The sequence below is a fragment of the Glycomyces buryatensis genome, from assembly GCF_004912275.1.
Lineage (GTDB): Bacteria > Actinomycetota > Actinomycetes > Mycobacteriales > Micromonosporaceae > Glycomyces > Glycomyces buryatensis.
The window spans coordinates 84,492-104,735 of sequence record NZ_STGY01000041.1; the positions used below are offsets into that span (position 1 = coordinate 84,492).

Genomic DNA, 20,244 nt, shown 5'->3' on the forward strand with positions numbered 1-20,244 from the left:
CACCCCGGAACCCCGGCACCCCGGAACCCCGGGCTGCCGCAGTGGCCGGTTGACGGCCCAACCTCGCCGTACCGGCGCAGAGTCGTCCTCGCCGGCAGCACCATCCAAGCCCTCAGTCGGCTCTACTTCGACGTCGAACCCCTCCTCGCCGCCGACCGCCGCCTCCTGCTCCGCTACTCGGTGTTCGACGGCGACCGCCAAGACAGCGCCCACCGCTTCGCCCGGCACCGCGATCTCGACCTGATCGACTGGGACACCGTCAAGGCCGACCCGCCCGACCTCATCGTCTCCTCCGGCGCCAGCCGCTCCCTCCACGAGCCGCGCGCCCCCTTCGCCCTGCTCCCCCACGGCGCCGGCCACAACCGCTTCACCCCCTACTTCGACGGCGTCGCCGGTCTCGCCCGGGGCCAACTCCGCGGCCCGAACGGCGAACTGCCCGCCTACCTCGCCCTCCCCGGACCCGCCGCCGAGAAGCGTCTCGCGATCGACTGCCCCGAAGCGGTCCCGTATGCGGACATCACCGGCGACCTGTGCCTGGAACGACTGAAAGCCAGCGCCCGAATGCGTCGCGAATACCGCCGCGGCCTCGGCGTCCGCCCCGAACAACGCCTGGTCGTGGTCTCCTCGACCTGGCTGGGCCATTCCCTGTGGGCCCACCACCCGCAGCTGCCCGAACGACTCCTGGCCGCCCTGCCGATGGACGACTACGCGGTTGCCTTCATCCCCCACCCGAACATCCTCGCCGTCCACGGCAGCATGGAGGGCCTGTTCCGACGCCAGCTGGAGAACGGCCTGATCATGGTGGACCCCGGCGAAGGCTGGCGCGCAACGATATCGGCCGCCGACTGCGTCATCGGCGACCACGGCTCCACCACCTTCTACGCTGCGGCCCTGGGCATCCCGACGGCCGTGGCGGCCTTCGGACGCGACGAGATGCCGCCCGAGTCGCCACTGCGGGCCTTCGGGACGCTCGCACCGTGGTTCGACTCCGGGGGCGACCTCCTCGACCAGGTGGAGCGGTTGTGCGAATCGGGGCCGCTCAAGGACGACTGCTTCACCGAAGCGCTGGCCGAGCCTGACCCCGGTCCGTCCCAGCGCATTCCGGCCGCCATCCTGCGAATCCTCGGGATTGAGGCCGCGGAGGCGAAGAGCCCGCACATGCTGCCGCTGCCATCGCCGGTGGAGCACTGGCGGCCGACCTCGGCCTGGCGGTGCGTGGTCGAGATCGAGGGCGGTCACGCCGGCTGGAGCCGCTACCCGGCGGTCGAAGGCCGCGGCCCGCACCGAAGCGTCGGTGAGTTCGGCGCCCCCGGCCACCTCGTGGCGGACGTCAGGTGCCTGGACCAGGAGGCCAGAGACCGCGCCGACATCATCACCCGGCACCACGGCGCGCTCCCCGTAGCCGAAGCCCGCGACGAATCCCGCAGCCTCTTGAAAGAGCACCCGATGGCGCTCGCGGCGAGCGTCCGCCTGGCGCCGGACGAACTGGTCTGGGATTCCCGCGACGGCCGAACCCTCAGGGCGATGTGCCCACCGGAATACGCGGACGCGGCCGCATCGATCTGGCTCGAAGCCGGAAAACCCGACTCGGCCGAATGGCGCCTCGTCGGCACGGGACCTGAAGCGGCGCTTCGGGTCCGGCCTTTCAATTGACCGTGAGCGCGGGAGTGCCCGGACCGGGCTCCAATGGTGGTCCGGTCAGCCGATCTCGAGCGCCGCTTTCACTCGGTCCGCATCGAAGAACGCCTCGTGGGCCCTGTACAGCTCGTACGCCATGGTCAGGCGCATTCGGCGTTCCTCGCCTTCGAGTCGATCGGCCAGGCGCTCATGCGTCTCGGCGCCGAGCTGCCACAGGCTCTGCTCGCGCAGCTCCCCCACGATCCGATTGACCTCCGAGGTGGCCGCGGCCTTCGCCGCGGCGTCTCCGCTGTCGAACCGCAAGAGCGCCAAGTCGAGGCGGGTTCCGGCCAGGTGCAGTCCGTCGCCCTCGGCCTCGAATATCGCCGCGGCCCGCTGCCACGTCTCCTCGGCCGCCGCGAGGTCGCCCTCGTCGAGGCGGATCTCGGCCAGCACCCGCAGCCGGATGGCGACGGCCTTCGCGCGGCCGAGCGATTCGGCGCTCGCGATGGACCGCCTGATGTGGCCGACCGCCTCCTTGAAGCGCTCCTCGCGGTGGCGCAGCCGCGCGAACTGCTCCTCCAAGGTCCCGACGAGCGCCCTGAACCTCTCGCCTTGTTCCGGGGAGTCCTGCCCGGCGAGGGCCACCCGCAGGCCCTCATCGAGCCGCAACTCGGCCTCGGCGAATTCCGAGCTTTCGATCAGGCACAGCCCCAGCAGCGCCGATAGCTGTGCTCGGGCCAGCGGGCTCTCGGCCGCATTGAGCGCGCCGCGGTAGCACGTCACTGCCTCGCGGTGCTGCGCCGCGTTCGTGTAATACGCCCACAACGCCTCCGCCAGCGCCCAGGTCTCCTCGTGCCAGCCCCGGACCGCCGCTATGCGGACCGAGTCGGCCAGGGCCGTGTGGAGGGTCCGGAACCATTCCATGGCCTCGGGCCGGCCCGGGAACCCGCGCACCTCGAAGGCGGCGCCGAAGTCCGGGGCGTGCCGCTGGCGGTCGCCCATGATGGCCTCGTCGGCGCGCTGGGCGCGTCGCACGTGCCAGCCGAGCTGGCGGCGCAGGGGGATGATCAGATCCGAGGAGACCGCTTCGCCCGGCACCGGGAGGTTTCGCAGGGGATACCGCTCGATGCGGTACCAGCCGCCAGGGAGGCGGCTGATGAGTTGTGCCGCTTCGAGTTCGGCGAATTCCGCGGGCACCCCGTCGCGGGTCCAGTCGCGGGAGCCGACGAAGATCCCGGTCAGCGCGGTCTCGAACTCGCCGCCCGGGAGCGCGCCGAAGAACCGGTAGAGCCATCTGGCGGGCTCGCTGAGGCTGGTGTACAGACTGTCGAACACCGACTCGCCTCCGACCGCGGACTGGATGCCGCCGAAGCTGTCGAGCGACTTGTTGTGCACCAGGCCGGCGAGGGCCCGGAGCTTCGCGGGGACGCCACCGAACTCCTCGACCAGTCGGGGCAGCACGGCCCCGGACAGGTTCGGGCAGGCCCTGCGGAGATACTCGGCGGCGTCGGCCGGATCGAGCGGCCCCAGTTCGTGCTGTTCGTAGGCCGAGTCGTCGAGCGGCACGTCTCCGAAGACCGCGAAGCCGGAGCCCTCCCCCGCGGGTCGGAGGGCTTCCGCCTCCCGGACCCGGGTGACGCCATCGACCACCACGAGCATTCGCCGGTTCCGAGTGGCGGTCTGGAAGAGCGCGGTGAGGCCTTCGAGGGTGTCGGGGATCTGCCGTTGATTGGCGTAGAGGCGCGACAGCAACGAATGCATCGCTCTCGATATATCTTCCTTATTCAAGTCGATATAGAGCTGGCCACCCGGGTAGGCCCGCCGCATCCGCTCCAGGAGCATCGCCGCCACCGCCGACTTGCCGATGCCTCGGGGACCGTGGACCGAGAGCCACCGCCCCGACTCCAGCGCCCGTTCGAATTCGGCCAGTTCCCTTGCGCGGCCGGCCCAGTCGGGGCGCAGCGGCGGCCCTTCCCGAAGCGGGTCGGCGACGGGAGCGGCGTGGTAGTGCTCGACCCGGCCGATCTGGTTCACGCTGTGGACGTCGCCGTTGAATTCACTGTGGAACTCGCTCCGCGTGGACGACTCGTCTGGCATCTGGGCTCCCCGGAGAGGTTCGGAATGCTCAGTTCATGGTCGCACAGCGCCGAGCCGGTCGCTCGACTGCGGAACCCGCTCCGGCACAATTATTCTCCGGCTCCCGGCATCCCTGTTTCCTCAGTGGAGCGGCGAACCGGGGCCGCCGGAATGGGGGCAAAGAGAACGGCCCCGGATTCGATCCGGGGCCGTTCTCGTAATCCTCTGTTGAGGTGGGTACGGGAGTCGAACCCGTGTGGACGGCTTTGCAGGCCGCTGCCTAACCACTCGGCCAACCCACCATGATGCGAGAAAAGCCCAGGCCTTATCAACCTGGGCCCTCACTGCGGTGGACGATACTGGGATTGAACCAGTGACCTCTCCCGTGTCAGGGGAGTGCTCTCCCGCTGAGCTAATCGTCCGGGATAGCGCTCTTTCGAGCTCCGAGCGGACGACCGGGATCGAACCGGCGACCTACACCTTGGCAAGGTGTCGCGCTACCAACTGCGCTACGTCCGCATGTCTTCCAGGTGGTTTTTTCTGCCCCCCGGCGACGGGATAGAACTTTACCCAACGCCTTCGCAAGCGTCCACCCGGGGGTCGGGGATGGCGGCTTCGGGCGCCGTTGTCGCAGTCCTCTGGCAGAATCCATCCCCGTGGCTCAAGCTATCAATCAACGCATCGCCGAAGAACTCTCGGTCGGCTCCCATCAAGTCCGCGCCGCCGTCGGTCTTCTCGACGACGGCTCCACCGTCCCGTTCATCGCCCGCTATCGCAAGGAGGCCACCGGCGGCCTCGACGACGAGCAGCTGCGCGCCCTGGAGGAGCGCCTGGGCTACCTGCGGGAGCTCGACGCCCGGCGGGAGGCGGTCCTCAAGTCGATCGCCGAGCAGGGCAAGCTGACCGACGAGTTGGCGGCCCAGATCGACGGTGCCGACACCAAGGGCCGGCTGGAGGACCTGTACGCGCCGTTCAAGCAGAAGCGACGCACGAAGGCCCAGATCGCGCGCGAGGCCGGGCTCGAACCGCTGGCCGAGACGCTGCTGAACGACCCGACCCAGGACCCCGAGACCGTCGCGGCCGGCTTCCTCAATCCGGAGGCCGAGATCAAGGACGTCGCCGCCGCGCTCGCCGGCGCCCGCGCGATCCTCACCGAGCGGTACTCCGAGGACGCCGACCTCATCGGTGAGCTGCGTGAACGCATGTGGAAACGGGGCCGGCTGGTGTCGCGGGTGCGCGGCGGAGCCGAGGAGAAGGGGGCGAAGTTCTCCGACTACTTCGAATTCGGGGAGACGTTCACCACCCTGCCGTCCCACCGGGTCCTGGCGCTGATGCGCGGCGAGAAGGAAGAAGTTCTTTCCCTCACACTGGATCCGGGCGAGACGGAAGAAGAAGCGGCGGGCTACGAGGGCATGATCGCCGCCCGCTTCGGCATCCGGGACGCCGGTCGCCGGGCCGACGCGTGGCTGGCCAAGTCCGTCTCCTGGGCCTGGCGCACCCGCATCCTCGTCAAGCTCGGCGTGGACCTGCGGATGCGGCTGTGGCAGGGCGCCGAGGACGAGGCCGTCAAGGTCTTCGCCTCGAACCTGAAGGACCTGCTGCTGGCCGCGCCGGCCGGGCAGAAGACCGTCATGGGGCTCGACCCGGGCTACCGCACGGGCGTCAAGGTCGCCGTGGTCGACGCGACTGGGAAGGTCCTCGACACCACCGCGATCTACCCGCACCAACCGCAGAACCAGTGGGACGCCTCACTGGCCCAGCTCGGCGCCCTGGTGCAGAAGCACGGCGTCGAACTCATCGCGATCGGCAACGGCACCGCCTCCCGCGAGACCGACCGGCTGGCCGCCGACCTGATGAAGGCCCTAGCGGGCAAGGCGAACCTGTCCAAGATCGTGGTCTCCGAGGCGGGCGCGTCGGTGTATTCGGCGTCGGCCTACGCGACGAAGGAGCTGCCGAGCATGGACGTGTCGCTGCGCGGCGCGGTCTCGATCGCCCGGCGGCTCCAGGACCCGCTCGCCGAACTGGTGAAGATCGAGCCCAAGCACATCGGGGTCGGCCAGTACCAGCACGACCTGACCGAGACGAAACTCACCAAATCCCTTGAGGCCGTGGTCGAGGACGCCGTGAACGCCGTCGGCGTCGACCTCAATACCGCCAGCGTTCCGCTGCTGAGTCAGGTCTCGGGGCTCACCGAGTCCGTCGCCGCGAACATCGTCGCCTGGCGCGACGAGCACGGCCGCTTCGGCGACCGCAAAGACCTGCTGAACGTCGCCCGGCTCGGCCCGAAGGCCTTCGAGCAGGCGGCCGGGTTCCTGCGCGTCACCGGCGGCTCCAACCCGCTCGACGCCTCCGCCGTCCACCCCGAGGCCTACCCGGTCGTCGAGCGCATCCTCTCCGGGACGGGCGAGCAAATCGGCGGCCTGCTCGGGAACGCCGCGACGCTGCGGAAGCTCAAGGCGGGAGACTTCGCCGACGAGCGCTTCGGCGTCCCGACCGTCTCCGACATCCTGGCCGAACTGGAGAAGCCGGGCCGCGACCCGCGTCCGGAGTTCAAGGCCGCCACCTTCAAGGAGGGCGTCGAGAAGATCGGCGACCTGGAGGTCGGCATGATCCTCGAAGGCGCGGTGACCAACGTCGCCGCCTTCGGTGCGTTCGTCGACATCGGCGTCCACCAGGACGGCCTGGTGCACATCTCCGCGCTCGCCAACCGCTACGTGGACGACCCGCGCGAGATCGTCAAGTCCGGCGACGTGGTGCGCGTGAAGGTGCTCTCGGTTGACCCAGCGCGCCAGCGCATCTCGCTGACGATGCGACTGGACGACGAGCCCGGGCCCGATGAGGGCAAGGGCGGCGGTCAGGGGGGCGGTCAAGGCCGCGTCAAGGGCGGTCAGCCCCGCGGCGGGAACCAGGGCGGCCGCGGAGGCAAGGGCGGCAGGCAGCCGAGCCAGCGGGGCGGCCAGGCCGCTCCGCAGAGCGCGATGGCCGAGGCCCTGAAGCGGGCCGGGCTGGCCTAGGTCGGTTGACGGAATCCAAGCGGTGAACGCTCCCCTGACACGGGAGTGCTCACCGGTTCAATCGGCGATCACCGATCTAGAGTTTCGGACGGCGGCCCCGCTTCGGCGGGGCCGCCGTTTCGCTCCCCTTTAGGCTGGGGACGTGTTCGACCGTTTCTCTGACCGCGTCGGCGACCTCATCGTCGGTTCCATCGTGACCTTCGTCGTCTTCGTGTGGATCGCGCTGCAGCTCGCCGTGGTGGGCACCGATCCGATCGGCCTGTCCGAGCCGCTCGGGTGGGCGGCGACGGTCATCGCCTGCGCGGCGCTGTTCTTCCGCAACACCTTCCCGCTGACGGTCACGTTCATCACGCTGGTGTGTTCGATCGTCTACTACCCGGCCTCCTCGATCGACGGCCCGGTCCTGGTGACGTACGTCGTGGCGCTCTTTACGCTCGCGGCACGCGGGCACGTCGTCGCGGCCTGGTCGGTCACGTCGGTCTCGTTCGCGGCCCTGATAATTCCGGAGTGGATCAGCGGCTTCGTGCACATGTCCGTGGTCGAGACCTACCTCCTGGCGGGCTGGTTCGTGGCGATCGTCGCGTTCGGGTCCATGGTGGCGAGCCACCGGGCCTACCGGGCCCAGGCCGAGACGGCGATTCGGGAGGGTGAGCGGCGCAGCGTGGCCGAGGAGCGGCTGCGGATCGCCCGGGAGCTGCATGACGCGGTCGGGCACCACCTGTCGCTGATCAATGTGCAGACTTCGGCGGCGCTGCGGAAGCTGAAGAAGAATCCGACGTATTCGACCGAGGCGACGCTGGGCGTCATCGCGGAGACGAGCCAGTTGTCGCTGCGGGAGCTGCGGGCGATGGTCGGGGTGCTGCGGGAGGCGGGCGTGGATTCGCCGACCGGGCCGGGGCCGAGCCTGGAGCAGCTGCCGCCGCTGGTGGCGGCGGCCGAGTCGGCCGGTATCGAGGTGGTGCTGCGCCGCGACGGCCGGGCGGAGCTGCCGGTGGCGGTGGATGCGGCGGCGTTCCGGGTGGCGCAGGAGGCGTTGACGAACGTGGTGCGGCACGCCGGGGCCCGGCACGTGGAGGTCGATGTCGTGATCGGAACCTCCACTCTGGCGCTGCGGATCGCCGATGACGGGGACGCCAAGGGCGGCAAACCGATCGCCGGGAACGGACTGACGGGTATGCGCGAGCGTGCCGAGAGCCTGGGCGGTACGTTCGACGCGGGTCCGCGCGAAGACGGGGGCTTCATTGTCGAGGCCACGTGGCCGTTGGAGGTGCAGTCGTGATCCGTGTAATGCTGGTGGACGATCAGCGGCTGGTGCGGGCCGGGTTCGCTTCGATCCTGGGCGACGAGGACGATATCGAGATCGTGGCCGAGGCGTCGGACGGCGCCGAGGTGCCGGAGCTGGCGCGGCGGCACCGTCCCGATGTGGTGCTCATGGACATCCGGATGCCCGGCGTGGACGGCCTGGAGGCGACGGAGCGGATCGGCGCGGACGCGAAGCTCGACGGGGTGCGGGTGATCATCCTGACCACCTTCGACGAGGACGACTACGTGTATCGGGCGCTGCGGGCGGGCGCGAGCGGCTTCCTCGTGAAGGACACCGATCCGGACGAGCTGATTCATGCGATCCGGGTGGTGGCCGCCGGGGACGCGCTCATCTCCCCGGGGATCACGCGCCGGCTCATCGGCGAGTTCGCGGGCCGGGTGGCCCGTCCCGATCCGAGCCCGAAGCTGAACGCCCTGACCGAGCGGGAGACCGAGGTGCTTTCGCTGGTGGCCACGGGCATGAGCAATGACGAGATCGCCGGGGCGCTGTTCCTGTCGCCGGCGACGGCGAAGACGCACGTCAGCCGGATCATGTCGAAGCTGTCGGCGCGGGACCGGGCGCAGTTGGTGGTGACGGCGTACGAGTCGGGTCTGGTGCGCCCGACCTGGACCGACGGGGACTGATACTCCGCCTGGGGTACATGCCGCGCCGGGGTTGACACTCCTGGAGTAGGCCGATTGCCTCTGCTGAGCCGATGTACCGGGCCGCTGCGGCGGCGACGGTAGTGAGCATGAATCAGCAACTCACCCCACAGCGGCCTTCCGGTCTGGCGCGGCTCTCCGCGTGGACCCAACGCCGTCCATTGGTCGCTCTGCTCGCATGGGTCCTGGTGTTCGCCGGGGCCATAGGTGTCGGCTCGTGGACCGGTTCGGCCTTCGAGGACGACAACTCGATGCCGGGCACCGAGTCCCAGGAGTTGTCGGATCTGCTGGATGAGCGGGCTCCCGACGCCAATGAGTCCACCGTCCAGATCGTGTTCGGCGAGAACGACGGCGTCGCCGGCCAGGAGGACCGCGTCCAGGGCGTGCTCGACGAGTTCGCGGCGATGCCCGGCGTCGACGGCGTGAACGACCCGTTCGAGACGCCTGGCGCGCTCGCCGAGGACGGCACCGTCGGCTATGCCACCGCGAACTTCTCCGGTTCCACCGAGGAGGCGGCCGCGCTCATCGACGTGGCCGAGGAGGCCTCCGGCGACGGATTGACCGTCGCACTCGGCGGCGACGTGATCCGGGAGGCCACCGAAGGGGGCGGCGGCGCCGCCGAGGGCGTCGGCATGCTGGCGGCCCTGGTGATCCTGGTGCTCATGTTCGGATCGTTCCTGGCCGCGAGCCTGCCGCTGATCACCGCCGTGTTCGCCGTCGGCGTCACCTTCTTCCTGTCCATGGTGGTCTCCCATGTGGTGACGTTGCCGACGTACCTGACGCCGATCATGTTCCTGGTGGGCTTCGGGGTCGGCGTCGACTACGCGCTGCTGATCTTCGCCCGTTACCGGTCCGAGCTGCTGCAAGGCTCGAACCGCAAGGGCGCGGCGGCCGTCGCGCTCGACACCGCCGGCCGGTCGGTGATCTTCGCCGGGTCGGTCGTGATCGTGGCGCTCATGGGCCTGTTCGCGCTCGGTCTCGGTTCGCTCCAGGCGGTCTCGCTGTCGGTGGCACTGGTGGTGCTGGTGACGATGCTGGCGTCGGTGACGCTGCTGCCCGCGCTGCTGGCGCTGTTCGGCAAGCGCATCGAGAAGCGGGTCAGGAAGCACGCCGCGAAGGCGAAGCGTGCGCCGGGCTCTCGCTGGATGGGCTGGTCACGGTTCGTGGAGAAGCGTGCCTGGGCGGCTATCGCGATCGTCTTCGCGGGACTGCTGGCGCTGTCGGCGCCGCTGATGGACCTGCGGCTCGGCTTCGCCGACGCCGGAACCGACGCCGAGGGTACGACCACTCACGTCGCCTACGACATGCTCTCCGACGGCTTCGGGCCGGGCTTCAACGGCCCGCTCATGGTCGTCACCGACGGCACCGAGGCGGAGGCCGGGGCGGCCTACGAGGCCATGTCCGACCTGGACACCGTCGAGTTCGCCTCACCGCCGTTCCAGATCGGCGAGGACCTGTGGATGTCGACCGTCGCCGGCACCGGTGGTCCGGCCAACCAGTCCACGGTGGACCTCGTCGGGCAACTGCGCGGGGACGTGTTGGACCAGGTCGAGGGCACGCAGCTCGTCGGCGGATCGACGGCCGCGGCGATCGACTTCTCCGACATCATCATCGACAAGGCGCCTCTGTTCCTGCTGTTCGTCGTCGGTTTGTCGATGCTGCTGCTGACGGTCGTGTTCCGCTCGATCCTCATTCCGATCAAGGCGGCGATCCTCAACCTGCTCACCATCGGCGCCTCGCTGGGCGTGATCACCTGGATCTTCCAGGAGGGCATGTTCGGGATCCCGCCGGGACCGGTGGAGGCGTTCGTGCCGGTGATGGTCTTCGCGATCGTCTTCGGCTTGTCGATGGACTACGAGGTGTTCCTGGTCTCGCGGATGCGCGAGGAATGGGTGCGCACCAACAGCCCCATCGAGGCCGTCCGGAAGGGACTGGCTTCGACCGGAGGGGTCATCACCGCCGCCGCGGCGATCATGATGGCCGTGTTCGGCTCGTTCATGATGGACGACGCGAGGCTGTTGCAGCAGTTCGGGATCGCCCTGGCGGTCGCGATCTTCATCGACGCCATCGTCATCCGCTGCCTGCTCGTTCCCGCGATCATGAAGGTCCTCGGCCGGGCCGCCTGGTGGATACCGAAGTGGCTCGACCGGATCGTCCCGCACCTCACCGTCGAACCCGAACCGGAAGCCCAGGCCGCGGACCGCACCCGCGAGCCGGCCGCCACCCGATAGACCGCATTCAACACCCGCGACGCCCCCGGTGCGACACGCACCGGGGGCGTCGTCCCCGTGCGCGGTACCCCGGCGGTGGCGTGTCCTTCTTATACTGCTTGCACACCATACGGAGTCCGCTCGCCGTCCACCCCTATGGAGATTTCTGGAAGCCCCATGACGCAACCGCCCTTTCTGCCAGGTCCGCCCGACCACGGCCCCGGCCCCGTGGCTTCCGATCCTGGAGCCGCGTCGCCGGAGTCGGCCTCGCCCGCCCCGGGCATCGGCCGCCGAATCGGCGGCCGCGCGATCGACTTCGGCGTCTGGACCGCCGTGTTCGTCCTGCTCGCGACGCTGACCTACAACACCATCGCCGAGAGCCTCACGACCATTTCCGGCGGTGAGATCGTCCGGGTCCTGTTCAGTCTGCTCACCACCGGAGGCGATGTCGGCGAGGCCGCCGAATCGTTCGGGCTGTCGGCCTGGAGGATGATCGTCTCGAAGATCCAGCTGTCGATCTTCGTCCTCATCGCGTTCCACCTTGCCTACGAACTCGCCGCGGGCCTGTGGAAGGGCCGCACGGTCGGCAGGATGATCCTCGACATGCGACTGGAAGGGCGCCGGCGTCCCGGCGTCGGCGTTTGGCGCTCGGCGGTCCGTGCGCTGATTACGGTCGTCTGCACCGGCGGCCTGTACGGACTCGCCTGGGTGGCACTGCTGCACGGCAGCTTCGCCGGCGGCTTCGCGCTGTGGGTCCTGTCGGTCGCGGCACTGGTCGCCTATCTGGTGACGGCGCTGGTCGGCCGGGAGCGGCGGTCGCTGGCCGACCTGGTGGCCGGCACCCGGGTGGTCCGCGCCGGCGTCTACGCCAAAGCCGGGCAGACGATCGCGAACGCCGCCCAGGCGAGTGCGTCGGCGGCGCGGCAGGCGGCCGACGCCACCCGCACCGGCGCCACCGGTCTCGCCGACCAGGTCCCGGTCCAGCGCGCCAGGGAAACCGGCGCCCGCATCATCACGCAGGCGAGCGAGAGCGAACAGGCGCAGCGCCTGCGCGATCTGGGCACCTCCGCCAAGGACCGAGCCGTGGACACCTATCGCAGGCGCCGTGGAGACGGTCAGCCTCCGATCGCCTGATCACGATGGCTCTGTCTCATTCTGCGGAATCCTCGCCATGTGGTCCGGTTTGTCATAGCCTGAGGCCACCAGAGTTTTCGCAGGTGAGGTAGTTGTCATGCTTGAATTGCTCGCTAAGAACTGGGCCTGGGTGCTCGCGCGAGGGATTATTACGCTCCTCTTCGGCGCGCTCGCCGTGTTCTGGCCCGGCATCACCTTGCTGGCGCTCGTGATCCTCTTCGGGGCCTACGCCATCGTCGACGGCATCACCGCGATCGTCATGGGCATGCGGAAGGAAACCGGGCGCGGCTGGACCATCTTCATCGGCGTCATGGGCGTCATCGCCGGTCTCATCGCCCTGGTGTGGCCCGGGATCAGCGCGCTCGCGCTGCTCTACGTGATCGCGTTCTGGGCGCTCGTCCTCGGCATCGGCTACATCGTCAAGGGCTTCGGCGTCAAGGGCGATGCGGGCGGACGCTGGATGCTCGTCTTCTCCGGCCTCGTCGGCGTCATACTCGGCATCCTGCTGCTGGCGCGGCCCGGCGAGGGCGCGGTCGCGCTGGTGCTGACCATCGGGTTCCTCGCGCTCATCTGGGGTGTCATCACCATCATCTCCAGCATCCGGCTCCGCCGGCTCGCCAAGGAGCTTGACACCGAATAGGACAGTCCGGGATAGTCGGTCGGGTAAGCATGAGGCGACGGAGTGCGAGGTGGGGACGCCTCCGTCGCACCCCTCTGATGGGAGCCCCATGAAACGACCGTTCAAAACCCTGCGCGCCGCCGCGGCCCTCGCCGCCGGAATCCTCCTAGCCCTCGCCGTCTCCTCCCCCGCCTCCGCGGCACCGATGTACTTCGAGACCAACGATCTCGGCGAGGACCTGTGCACCTACTACGAGACCGCCGGTGAGGCCGAATGGCCGACGTTCACCGTGGAGCCCGTGGTCGTCATCACCGGCAAGGCCGCGACCACGGTCCTGAGCGACCGGAACTGCCTGCACGTCATTCCGTACGAGCGCCACATCGAATTCGTGGCGTACGCCGACGACCGGCCCGTATCCGAGCACCGGGAAGCGCTGGAGAACTCCAGGTCGAGCTTCGAGTACTCATTCAGCCTCGAATCCACCTGGGAGGAACCGATCGATTACCTGACCGTGGCGATCTGCCGGACCGTGCCCTCCGATGTGCCGTATGACGACTGCACCGAGCCGGTGTACGTCTACCCCGGCCCCGTAACGACCGGCTGAGCGAGCGCGAAAACGGCCCGCGCTTCGCGCGGGCCGTTTTCACTTGTCCTGCTTAAGGCTTTGGAATTCACACTGCGAGTCCGAGATAACGGATGACCGCGTACTCGACTTGCTCCATATCCTCCTGGTTGAGGAAGTCGATCAACCCGCCTGTCACATATTGCGTGTCTATGCTGCGCATTTGATCGACCAGCAATCGGGTGTCCCGCCCCGCCACAGCGATTTCGGGGCGGAAGGCCGCAGGTTTGGCCCTCGTCGAAGTCGGTATGACAGTGACCGTGCTCCAGCCGTCGAGACTAACGCTGATGACCAGCCCGAAACGCCTGCCCCGCTGTTCATGGCCTCGCTTCGCTTCACCGAGGTCGATGGGGTAAATCGCGCCCCGGATCACCGGTGATCCTCGCGGCGAGGGACGACGACATCGCTTCCGACGACTCGGATATCACCCGATTCGTCGTACTCCCATTCATCGGGCTCGTCGGACAGGTCCTCCAGAGCAAGCTTCGCCATATCTGCCCGTGCCTGCTCTTCCCACGCCAACCGTTCCAGACTTCGTAGTCCCCGGCGGATCACGTCAGACGTGTTCTCACCCTCGCGTTTGAAGCTCTGGATGATCCGCTCGTCATCGTCTGTAGGTCGAAAGCCAATAGCCATTCCCCGAGTGTACAACATTTGTAGAACATTCAGGCGCGAAAGCGGTCCCGGGCATTGCCCGGGACCGCTTTGCTTTGTCTCGCTTTAGTTCGGGGCGGCCCAGTCGCGCCAGGCCTCGACCGATTCGCGGACCTGGGCGAGCTGGTCGGCCACGGCCCTCGGGCCGGTCGAGCCGGGCGTGGTGCGCGCTGCCAGCGCACCGTCCACGTCGAGCACGGCCTTCACCGACGGGTCCAGGTGTTCCGAGATACCGGCCAGGTCGGCGTCGGCGATCTCGTGCAGCTCGATGCCGCGCTCCTCGCAGTGGGCGACGCAGGCCCCGGCGACCTCGTGAGCCGAGCGGAACGGGATGCCCTTGCGGACCAGCCAGTCCGCGATCTCGGTGGCGAGGCTGAAGCCCTTCGGGGCGGCCGCGCGCGGGATCTCGGTGTTGAGCCGCATCGTCTCGACCATGCCGGTCACGGCGGGCAGGAGCAGCGCCAGATTGTCCAGGGAGTCGAAGACCGGCTCCTTGTCCTCCTGGAGGTCCTTGTTGTACGTGAACGGCAGTCCCTTGAGCGTCACGAGCAGGCTCGTGAGGTTGCCGACGAGGCGCCCGGACTTGCCGCGCGCGAGTTCGGCGACGTCCGGGTTCTTCTTCTGCGGCATGATCGACGAGCCGGTCGAGAAGGCGTCGTCCAAGGTCACCCAGCCGAACTCCTGGCTCGACCAGAGGATGATCTCCTCCCCCAGGCGGGAGAGGTGGATGCCGATCATGGAGCACACGAACAGCAGCTCCGCGGCGAAGTCGCGGTCGGACACGCCGTCGAGCGAGTTCGCGACGGGCCGTGCGAAGCCGAGCTCCTCGGCGACGGCGACCGGGTCGAGCGGCAGCGAGGAGCCCGAGAGGGCGCCCGAGCCCAGCGGCGAGACCGCCGCGCGCTTGTCCCAGTCCCACAGCCGTTCCAGGTCGCGGATGAATCCCTGGGCGTGGGCCAGCAGCTGGTGTCCCAAGGTGATCGGCTGCGCGTGCTGCAGGTGGGTCATGCCCGGCGCGGGCGCATCCACCACGGTGGCGGCCTGCTCGGCCAGCGCGCTGACCAGGTCGGCCAGGTCGGCGCCGAGCCCACGGGCGTGGTCGCGACAGTACAGGCGCAGGTCGGTGGCGATCTGGTCGTTGCGGCTGCGGCCGGCGCGGAGCTTGCCGCCGAGCTCGCCGAGGCGTTCGACCAGTCCGCGCTCGAGCGCGGTGTGGACGTCCTCGTCGGCGACGGTGCCTTGGAAGGCACCGGATTCGACGTCGACGGCGAGGCCGTCGAGTGCTTCGAGCATCCGGTCGAGTTCGGACTCATCGAGCAGTCCGGCGCGGTGCAGGACGCGGGCGTGTGCTTTGGAGGCCTTGAGGTCGTATGGTGCCAGCCGCCAGTCGAAGCCGATCGACGCGTTCAGGGCTTCGAGGGCGGCGGCGGGACCGCCGGAGAAGCGGCCTCCCCAGAGTTTCGACACGTTATTTGCCCTCGATCTTCGCCCGCTCGTTGCGGGCCGCGGCGAGCTTGGACGGCAGGCTCCACAGTTCGACGAAGCCGCGCGCGTTGGACTGGTCGAACGCGTCGCCTTCGTCGTAGGTGGCCAGGTCGAAGTCGTAGAGGCTGGTCTCGGAGCGCCGGCCGGTGACGGTCGCCTTGCCCGCGTGGAGGGTCAGCCGGACCTCGCCGGTGACGTGGGCCTGGGTGTCCTCGATGAACGCTTCCAGGCTGTCCTTGAGCGGGGAGAACCAGAGGCCGTCGTAGACCAGTTCGCCCCAGCGCTGATCGACGTGGCGCTTGAACCGGGCCTGCTCGCGCTCGATGGTGACGTTCTCGAGTTCCATGTGGGCGGCGATCAGGGTGATGCCGGCCGGGGACTCGTAGACTTCGCGGCTCTTGATGCCGACGAGCCGGTCCTCGACCATGTCGATGCGGCCGATGCCCTGGGCGCCGGCCCGCTCGTTGAGCTCGTGGATGAGGTCGAACGCGGACTTCTTGACGCCGTCGAGCGCGACGGGCTTGCCGGACATGAAGGTGATGATCACTTCGTCGGCGTCGCGCGGCTCGGCGGGGTTGTCCGAGTAGGAGTAGATGTCCTCGATGGGACCGTTCCAGATGTCCTCCAGGAAGCCGGTCTCGACGGCTCGGCCCCACAGGTTCTGGTCGATCGAGTACGGGGACTTCTTGGTCACGTCGATCGGGAGCTGCTTCTCCTCGGCGAACGCGATGGCTTTGTCACGGGTCCAAGCGAAGTCACGGGCGGGGGCCACGATCTTCAGGTGCGGGGCGAGGGCGGCGAGGCCGGCCTCGAACCGGACCTGGTCGTTGCCCTTGCCGGTGCAGCCGTGGGACACGATGGTCGCGCCGTGCTTCTCGGCGGCGGCGACCAGGTGCTTGACGATCAACGGCCGCGACAGGGCGGACACGAGCGGGTAGCGGTCCATGTAGAGGGCATTGGCGTACACGGCCGGGAAGCAGTATTCGGCGGCGAACTCCTCTCGGGCGTCGATCACCTCGGCGGCGACGGCACCGCAGCCCAGTGCCCGGGCCTTGATCTCGGCCATGTCCTCGCCGCCCTGGCCGACATCGATGGCCACGGCGATGACTTCGGCGTCGAGCTGCTCTGCCAGGTACGGAATGGCGACGGAGGTGTCCAGCCCTCCGGAGTAGGCGAGCACTACCTTTTCAGTCATGACTGGTTCTCCTCAGCGTCGTTCAGAGGCATGGCCTCGGTGGTGTTGTGGTGTTCGTAGCGTTTGCGGGGCGCGTCGCCGACTTCGAATACGGCGTCGACGGCGCCTTTGCCGGCCCAGGTGAGCATCTGCGATGCGACCTCGCGGCCGGTGACGCCGTCGCGGGCGATGACGGCGATGGTGTCGTCCCCGGCGATGGTGCCGATGATGGAGGCGAGCCCGGAGCGGTCGATGGCGCTGGCGAGGTACTGGGCCGCGCCGGGCGGGACTCGCAGGATCGCCATGTTGGCGGAGTGGTCGGCGCCGACGAGCAGTTCGCGCAGCAGGCGCTGGAGCCGATCCGAGGCGGCCTCGGTGTCGCGAAGTGGTCGTTCGCCTTCGGCGAAGATCGAGTAGACGGCGGCGCCGCCGTCGGTGCCGCGGACCTTCACAGCGCCGAGCTCTTCGAGGTCGCGCGAGAGCGTGGCCTGAGTGGCGTCGATGCCGTCGGCGGACAGCAGGCTCGCCAGTTCGGTCTGCGAGCGGATCTCCAGGCCGGAGATCAGTTCGACGATCCGGGCCTGCCGGGCGGCTTTGGTGGTGGGTTGGTTCATGGCCGCTCACCGCCGATGAGCCAGGCGAGCAGGGCCTTCTGGGCGTGGAGCCGGTTCTCGGCCTGGTCGAAGACCCGCGAGTGGGGGCCGTCCATGACCTCGTCGGTGATCTCCTCGCCGCGGTGGGCGGGCAGGCAGTGCAGGACGATCGCTCCGTCGGCGGCGTGGGCGAGCAGCTCCGCATTCAGCTGGTAGGCGGCCAGGTCGGCGAGGCGCTGGTCCTGGCCTTCCATGCCCATGGAGATCCAGGCGTCGGTCGAGACGACGTCGGCGCCGGTCACTGCGGCTACGGGATCGTCGGTGACGGTGACCGAACCGCCGGTCTCGGCATTGATCTCGGCGGCGCGGGCCAGTATCTCGGCGGAGGGCTGGTAGCCGGCGGGCGCGCCGATGCGGACGTGCATCCCGGCCATCGAGCAGGCGATGACGGTGGAGTTGCCCATATTGAAGGCGGCGTCGCCGACGTAGGCGATGCTCGTTCCTTTGAGCGGCTTGTGCTCGGCGATCGTCTGGAGGTCGGCGAGCAGCTGGCAGGGGTGCCAGCCGTCGGTCAGGGCGTTGACCACCGGGACGCTCGCGTGCTCGGCGAGGTCGGCGATCCGGTCGTCGCCGAAGGTGCGGATGACGATCGCTTCGACATAGCGGGAGAGGACCTGGGCGGTGTCGCCGACGGTCTCGCCTCGGCCCAGGTGGGAGGACTGGGAGTCGATGATGATCGGATTGCCGCCGAGCTCGGCGATGCCGGCGTGGAAGGACAGCCGGGTCCGGGTGGAGGACTTCTCGAAGATCACCGCGACGGACTTGGGGCCGGCCAGCACGGTGGAGCCGAACCGGTCGTGCTTGAGTTTGGCGGCCAAGGCCAGAACCTCGGCCTGTTCGGCGATGGTGAGGTCGTCGTCCTTGAGAAAATGCCTCTTGGTCTGCTCCGCAAACTGCTTCGGCTTCACGGTCGTCCTCCGGGTGAGGGGAACACTGCGTCGAGTGCGGCGATGAGTTTGTCGCAGAACTCGTCGAGCTCGGTCTGGGTCATGGTGAGGGCGGGCGCGATCCGGACCGTGTCGGGCCGGGGCGCGTTGGCGAGGACGCCGAGTCCGATGAGGTGGTCGACGGCTTCGGCCGCGACGGGCTCGGTGAGGGCGATGCCCCGCCACAGGGCCTGGCCGCGGATCTCGGCGACCCGGGGGTCGGCACCGAGCCGCGCGTCGAGGTGCTCGCCCAGCGCGAGGACATTCTCGAGTAGGTGCTCCCGCTCGATCGTGTCGATCACGGCCAGCGATGCCGCGCAGGCGATCGGGTTGCCGCCGAAGGTGGAGCCGTGCACGCCCTTCGTGAAGAGCGCGGCGGCCTCGTCGGTGGCGAGGACCGCGCCGATCGGGACGCCGCCGCCGAGCCCCTTGGCGAGGGTCACGACGTCCGGGACGATGCCCTCGGCGTGGTGGGCGAACCAGGCACCCGTCCGGCCGAAGCCGCACTGGATCTCGTCGAGGATCAGCAGCGCGCCGTTCGCGGTGGTGAGTTCCCTTGCGGCCTTGAGGTATCCGGCGGGCGCGGGCATGACACCGGTCTCGCCTTGCGTGGGTTCGAAGAACACGGCTGCGACGGTGTCGTCCACGGCGGCCTTGAGGGCCTCGAGGTCGCCGTAGGGCACGAACACGACGTCGCGGCCCAGCGGTTCGAACGGCTCCCGGATCGCGGCCTTGCCGGTGATCGAGAGCGCCCCGAGGGTCCGGCCGTGGAAGCCGTTCTCGGTCGCGACGACCTTGGTGCGGCCGGTCTGCTTGCCGTGGAGGATCGCGAGCTTGAGCGCGGCCTCGTTGGCCTCGGTGCCGGAATTGCACAGGTAGACCCTGCCGGCGTTGCCCCACAGGTCGAGGAGCTTCTCGGCGAGCTCGATCTCCTTCTCGTGCATGAAGAGGTTGGAGGTGTGGGCGAGCCGGGCGGCCTGGGTGCTGACGGCCTCGACCAGCGCGGGGTGGTTGTGGCCGAGGCTGGAGACGGCGATGCCACCGATCATGTCCAGGTAGGTATTGCCGTCAACATCGGTGACATAGCGGCCCTCGCCTTCGCGGAGGGCGACCGGCGGAAGGCCGTAGTTGCCCATGAGGGAGGCGGAGAACCGCTGCTTGATTTCGTCTGAATAGGTCATTTCGACTCCACGACCATCGTGCCGACGCCGTCGGTGGTGAAGATTTCCAGCAGCGTCGAGTGGGGGACGCGCCCGTCGATGACGTGCGCCTGGGGGACGCCGCCCTTGACGGCCCTGAGGCAGGCCTCCATCTTCGGGACCATGCCCGATTGGAGGCGCGGCAGCAGTTCGGCGAGGTGGGGGGCGGTGATCTGCCGCAGCAGCGAGCCGCGGTCGGGCCAGTTCTCGTAGAGCCCTTCGACATCGGTGAGGACGATCAGCTTCTGGGCGCCGAGGGCCTCGGCCAGGGCCGCGGCGGCGGTGTCGGCGTTGAGGTTGTAGAGGACGCCCTCGTGGTCGAGCGCGACGGTGGAGACGACGGGGATGCGCCCGGCGGCGATGAGGTCGGCGATGGCGGTGGTGTTGACGCTGGCGACGTCGCCGACCCGGCCGACGTCGACCCGTTCGCCCTCGACCTGGGCCCACCGGCGCTTGGCGGTGAAGAGCTGGGCGTCCTCGCCGCTCATGCCGACCGCGTGGGGGCCGTGGTTGTTGATGAGCCCGACCAGTTCACGCCCGACCTGGCCGACCAGGACCATCCGGACCACATCGGCGGCCTCGGGGGTGGTGACGCGCAGGCCGCCCTTGAACTCCGAGGCGATGTCGAGCTTGGCGAGCATGGCCGAGATCTGCGGGCCGCCGCCGTGGACGACGACGGGCTTGATGCCGACGTAGTGCAGGAACACCATGTCGGCGGCGAAGGCGGCCTGAAGCTCGGGGTTGATCATGGCGTTGCCGCCGTATTTGACGACGACGGTGGCGCCGGCGAACCGCTGCAGCCAGGGCAGGGCCTCGACCAGCGTCTCGGCCTTACCGAGCGCGTCTTTCAGGTGGGGGGCGAGATCTTCAAGACTCATCGGCGTTTACTCCGG

General features: G+C 68.9%; 17 protein-coding genes and 3 tRNA genes. 8 read left to right on the plus strand and 12 right to left on the minus strand.

Features of this window, described 5'->3' with window-relative positions:
• Nucleotides 1-1,653 (plus strand): hypothetical protein (locus FAB82_RS10085; RefSeq protein ID WP_168801521.1); only part of this gene is annotated, 1,653 nt, incomplete at its 5' end.
• Nucleotides 1,654-1,698: 45 nt separating this feature from the next.
• On the opposite strand, the gene FAB82_RS10090 is transcribed toward FAB82_RS10085, so the two are convergent.
• From FAB82_RS10090 to FAB82_RS10105, 4 genes are all read right to left on the minus strand, one after another.
• Nucleotides 1,699-3,717 carry an ATP-binding protein gene (locus tag FAB82_RS10090; protein ID WP_136534417.1) on the minus strand — a complete coding sequence of 673 codons (2,019 nt, stop codon included), beginning with the start codon at nucleotides 3,715-3,717 and terminating at the stop codon, nucleotides 1,699-1,701.
• A 210-nt stretch (nucleotides 3,718-3,927) separates the two neighbouring features.
• Nucleotides 3,928-3,998: transfer RNA gene (locus tag FAB82_RS10095), tRNA-Cys, on the minus strand.
• Nucleotides 3,999-4,046: 48 nt separating this feature from the next.
• Nucleotides 4,047-4,118, minus strand: a tRNA-Val gene (locus FAB82_RS10100).
• A 24-nt stretch (nucleotides 4,119-4,142) separates the two neighbouring features.
• A tRNA-Gly gene (locus tag FAB82_RS10105) sits at nucleotides 4,143-4,215 on the minus strand.
• 137 nt (nucleotides 4,216-4,352) lie between these two features.
• On the opposite strand from FAB82_RS10105, the gene FAB82_RS10110 reads away from it, so the two are divergent.
• The 7 genes from FAB82_RS10110 (at nucleotide 4,353) to FAB82_RS10140 (ending at nucleotide 13,242) form a co-directional block, all read left to right on the plus strand.
• Nucleotides 4,353-6,710, plus strand: coding sequence for a Tex family protein (locus FAB82_RS10110; RefSeq protein ID WP_136534418.1), 2,358 nt, complete (start codon nucleotides 4,353-4,355; stop codon nucleotides 6,708-6,710).
• A 142-nt stretch (nucleotides 6,711-6,852) separates the two neighbouring features.
• The gene (locus FAB82_RS10115; protein ID WP_136534419.1) at nucleotides 6,853-7,989 is read left to right on the plus strand and encodes a sensor histidine kinase; all 1,137 of its coding nucleotides are present in this window, start codon (nucleotides 6,853-6,855) and stop codon (nucleotides 7,987-7,989) included.
• Complete coding sequence (locus tag FAB82_RS10120) at nucleotides 7,986-8,657, plus strand: response regulator (RefSeq protein ID WP_136534420.1); 672 nt, start codon at nucleotides 7,986-7,988, stop codon at nucleotides 8,655-8,657. Before FAB82_RS10115 ends, FAB82_RS10120 begins: the two co-directional genes overlap by 4 nt.
• 107 nt (nucleotides 8,658-8,764) lie before the next feature.
• Nucleotides 8,765-10,906, plus strand: coding sequence for an MMPL family transporter (locus FAB82_RS10125; protein ID WP_136534421.1), 2,142 nt, complete (start codon nucleotides 8,765-8,767; stop codon nucleotides 10,904-10,906).
• 156 nt (nucleotides 10,907-11,062) lie between these two features.
• The gene (locus tag FAB82_RS10130; RefSeq protein WP_168801522.1) at nucleotides 11,063-12,019 is read left to right on the plus strand and encodes an RDD family protein; all 957 of its coding nucleotides are present in this window, start codon (nucleotides 11,063-11,065) and stop codon (nucleotides 12,017-12,019) included.
• Between the two features lie 97 nt (nucleotides 12,020-12,116).
• On the plus strand, nucleotides 12,117-12,659 hold the full coding sequence (locus FAB82_RS10135; protein WP_136534423.1) for an HdeD family acid-resistance protein: 543 nt from the start codon (nucleotides 12,117-12,119) through the stop codon (nucleotides 12,657-12,659).
• A gap of 88 nt (nucleotides 12,660-12,747) precedes the next feature.
• Entirely contained in the window at nucleotides 12,748-13,242 is a 495-nt protein-coding gene (locus FAB82_RS10140) for a hypothetical protein (RefSeq protein ID WP_136534424.1), read from the plus strand.
• Nucleotides 13,243-13,309: 67 nt separating this feature from the next.
• Here the strand turns inward: FAB82_RS10140 and FAB82_RS10145 are convergent, their stop codons facing one another.
• The 8 genes from FAB82_RS10145 to argB all read right to left on the minus strand — a co-directional run bounded on the left by FAB82_RS10145 (nucleotide 13,310) and on the right by argB (nucleotide 20,229).
• Nucleotides 13,310-13,633, minus strand: coding sequence for a type II toxin-antitoxin system PemK/MazF family toxin (locus FAB82_RS10145; protein ID WP_136534425.1), 324 nt, complete (start codon nucleotides 13,631-13,633; stop codon nucleotides 13,310-13,312).
• Nucleotides 13,630-13,896, minus strand: a complete 267-nt coding sequence (locus tag FAB82_RS10150) for a hypothetical protein (RefSeq protein ID WP_136534426.1) — start codon at nucleotides 13,894-13,896, stop codon at nucleotides 13,630-13,632. The genes FAB82_RS10145 and FAB82_RS10150 overlap by 4 nt, the downstream gene beginning before the upstream one ends.
• An 84-nt stretch (nucleotides 13,897-13,980) precedes the next feature.
• The gene (argH, locus tag FAB82_RS10155; RefSeq protein ID WP_136534427.1) at nucleotides 13,981-15,381 is read right to left on the minus strand and encodes an argininosuccinate lyase; all 1,401 of its coding nucleotides are present in this window, start codon (nucleotides 15,379-15,381) and stop codon (nucleotides 13,981-13,983) included.
• Between the two features lies 1 nt (nucleotide 15,382).
• On the minus strand, nucleotides 15,383-16,594 hold the full coding sequence (locus tag FAB82_RS10160; protein WP_136534428.1) for an argininosuccinate synthase: 1,212 nt from the start codon (nucleotides 16,592-16,594) through the stop codon (nucleotides 15,383-15,385).
• Nucleotides 16,591-17,187, minus strand: coding sequence for an arginine repressor (locus tag FAB82_RS10165; protein WP_136534429.1), 597 nt, complete (start codon nucleotides 17,185-17,187; stop codon nucleotides 16,591-16,593). Before FAB82_RS10165 ends, FAB82_RS10160 begins: the two co-directional genes overlap by 4 nt.
• On the minus strand, nucleotides 17,184-18,134 hold the full coding sequence (gene argF, locus FAB82_RS10170) for an ornithine carbamoyltransferase (RefSeq protein WP_136534430.1): 951 nt from the start codon (nucleotides 18,132-18,134) through the stop codon (nucleotides 17,184-17,186). The genes FAB82_RS10165 and argF overlap by 4 nt, the downstream gene beginning before the upstream one ends.
• Entirely contained in the window at nucleotides 18,131-19,333 is a 1,203-nt protein-coding gene (locus FAB82_RS10175; protein ID WP_136534431.1) for an acetylornithine transaminase, read from the minus strand. Before FAB82_RS10175 ends, argF begins: the two co-directional genes overlap by 4 nt.
• Entirely contained in the window at nucleotides 19,330-20,229 is a 900-nt protein-coding gene (argB, locus tag FAB82_RS10180; protein ID WP_136534432.1) for an acetylglutamate kinase, read from the minus strand. The genes FAB82_RS10175 and argB overlap by 4 nt, the downstream gene beginning before the upstream one ends.
• Nucleotides 20,230-20,244 lie beyond the last annotated feature (15 nt).

Excerpts from the sequence above, each read along its gene's own strand:
- FAB82_RS10090 (WP_136534417.1), bottom strand. The coding sequence starts at position 3,717 with ATGCCAGACGAGTCGTCCACGCGGAGCGAGTTCCACAGTGAATTCAAC.
- FAB82_RS10165 (WP_136534429.1), bottom strand. The coding sequence starts at position 17,187 with ATGAACCAACCCACCACCAAAGCCGCCCGGCAGGCCCGGATCGTCGAA.
- FAB82_RS10175 (WP_136534431.1), bottom strand. The coding sequence starts at position 19,333 with ATGACCTATTCAGACGAAATCAAGCAGCGGTTCTCCGCCTCCCTCATG.
- argB (WP_136534432.1), bottom strand. The coding sequence starts at position 20,229 with ATGAGTCTTGAAGATCTCGCCCCCCACCTGAAAGACGCGCTCGGTAAG.
- FAB82_RS10125 (WP_136534421.1), top strand. The coding sequence starts at position 8,765 with ATGAATCAGCAACTCACCCCACAGCGGCCTTCCGGTCTGGCGCGGCTC.
- FAB82_RS10135 (WP_136534423.1), top strand. The coding sequence starts at position 12,117 with ATGCTTGAATTGCTCGCTAAGAACTGGGCCTGGGTGCTCGCGCGAGGG.
- FAB82_RS10140 (WP_136534424.1), top strand. The coding sequence starts at position 12,748 with ATGAAACGACCGTTCAAAACCCTGCGCGCCGCCGCGGCCCTCGCCGCC.
- FAB82_RS10150 (WP_136534426.1), bottom strand. The coding sequence starts at position 13,896 with ATGGCTATTGGCTTTCGACCTACAGACGATGACGAGCGGATCATCCAG.
- FAB82_RS10130 (WP_168801522.1), top strand. The coding sequence starts at position 11,063 with ATGACGCAACCGCCCTTTCTGCCAGGTCCGCCCGACCACGGCCCCGGC.
- FAB82_RS10160 (WP_136534428.1), bottom strand. The coding sequence starts at position 16,594 with ATGACTGAAAAGGTAGTGCTCGCCTACTCCGGAGGGCTGGACACCTCC.